Genomic DNA, 1,825 nt, shown 5'->3' with positions numbered 1-1,825 from the left:
CACCCGGCCCCCGCCTCCTCTTCTCCCGCCCGCACTCCGCACGACAGGAACGAGCACCCATGACGCTGTCCACTCCTCAGACCGCCTACGCCTCCGCCAAGCTCCAGGGCACCGGAGTGGGACGTGGGCTGGCCCTCGGGCCGGTCCTGCGCATGCCGGAGCCGCTGCCCGAGCCCGAGGACACCGCCAGCACCCGCAGCGTCGCCCAGGAGGAGGAGCGCGCCGTCTCGTCGCTCTCCGCCACCGCCGCGACGATCCGCCACCGCGGCGAGCGGGCCGGCGGCTCGGCGAAGGACGTCCTCGACGCCCAGGCCCTGATGGCCGAGGACCCGTCCCTCGCGGACGACGTCAAGGCGCGGATCGCCGGGGGCAAGACCGCGGAGCGCGCCGTGCACGAGGCCTTCGCCGGCTTCCGCGACCTGCTCGTGGCGATGGGCGGCTACATGGCCGAGCGCGCGACCGACCTCGACGACGTCTCGCAGCGCGTCGTGGCGCACCTGCGCGGCGTCGCCGCTCCCGGCGTCCCCGAGTCGGACGAGCCGTTCGTGCTCGTCGCCCGTGACCTCGCTCCGGCCGACACGGCGCTGCTCGACCTCGAGAAGGTCCTCGGTCTGATCACCAGCGACGGAGGACCGACCTCGCACACGGCGATCCTCGCCCGGGAGAAGTCGATCACCGCCATCGTCGGCACCACCGGCGCCCTCGACCTGCGGGACGGCCAGCTCGTCATCCTCGACGCCACCTCCGGCGTCGTGACGGTGAACCCCTCGGACGCCGAGATCGGCGCCGCGAAGTCCTCGATCGCCGAGCGCGCCGAGATGCTCGCCGCACCGGTCGTTCCCGGCGCGCTGGCAGACGGCCACGCCGTGCCGCTGCTCGCGAACCTCGGCTCGGCCGACGGCGCTGCGAACGCGGTCGAGCTCGGCGCCGAGGGAGTGGGGCTGTTCCGCACCGAGTTCCTCTTCCTCGACGCGAAGGAGGCGCCCTCGGTCGCCGAGCAGGCGGAGCAGTACACGCGCCTGCTCGCTGCGTTCCCCGGCCGCAAGGTCGTCGTCCGCGCGCTCGACGCCGGCGCCGACAAGCCGCTGAGCTTCCTCAACGACGACCACGAGGAGAACCCGGCCCTCGGTCTCCGCGGACTGCGCGCCCTCCGCGCCAGCGAGCAGATCCTCCGCGACCAGCTCACCGCCCTCGCCCAGGCCGATGCCGCGACCGACGCCGACCTCTGGGTCATGGCGCCGATGGTCGCGACCGTGGACGAGACCCGCTATTTCACCTCGATGGCGCGGGAGCTCGGCATCCGCACCGCCGGAGTGATGGTGGAGGTCCCCTCCTCCGCCCTGCTCGCCGACCGCATCCTCGGAGTCGCGGACTTCGCCTCGATCGGCACCAACGACCTGACCCAGTACACGCTCGCCGCCGACCGCATGCTCGGCACGGTCTCGGCGTTCCAGGACCCGTGGCACCCGGCCGTGCTCCGCCTCGTCGGCGAGGTCGGCCGCGCGGGAGCGGCGCTGGGCAAGCCCGTCGGGATCTGCGGAGAAGCCGCCGCCGACCCGCTGCTCGCCGTGGTCCTCGTCGGCCTCGGCGCCACCACCCTCTCGATGTCGCCGTCGGCTCTCGCCGACGTCCGCGCCGAGCTGGCCGAGCACACCCTCGAGGACGCCAAGCGGTACGCGGAGCTCGCTCTCGCCGCCGACAGCGCCGCCGACGCCCGCTCCGCGGTCACCGAGGCGATCGCCGCCTCCTGATCCCAAATCACCAGCCCCACCCCCCTGCACCACCCCGCCACTCGGGAGCCGGGACGCCTCAGGAGCGTCCCGGC

At 74.1% G+C, this 1,825-nt stretch carries 1 protein-coding gene; it reads left to right on the top strand.

The window, feature by feature from the left end; translation table 11 throughout:
* Positions 1 to 152: 152 nt before the first annotated feature.
* Complete coding sequence (gene ptsP / locus C5C44_RS16580) at positions 153 to 1,751, top strand: phosphoenolpyruvate--protein phosphotransferase (protein ID WP_258069271.1); 1,599 nt, start codon at positions 153 to 155, stop codon at positions 1,749 to 1,751.
* The last annotated feature ends 74 nt before the right edge of the window (positions 1,752 to 1,825 follow it).

Origin of the sequence: Rathayibacter sp. AY1F6, assembly GCF_002932035.1 — a bacterium.
Classification (GTDB): domain Bacteria; phylum Actinomycetota; class Actinomycetes; order Actinomycetales; family Microbacteriaceae; genus Rathayibacter.
The sequence above is the reverse complement of the archived record's forward strand: the minus strand, read 5'-3'. Positions and strand labels throughout refer to the sequence as shown.

Coding starts and splice junctions, on each gene's coding strand:
- ptsP (WP_258069271.1), top strand. CDS start 153: ATGCCGGAGCCGCTGCCCGAGCCCGAGGACACCGCCAGCACCCGCAGC.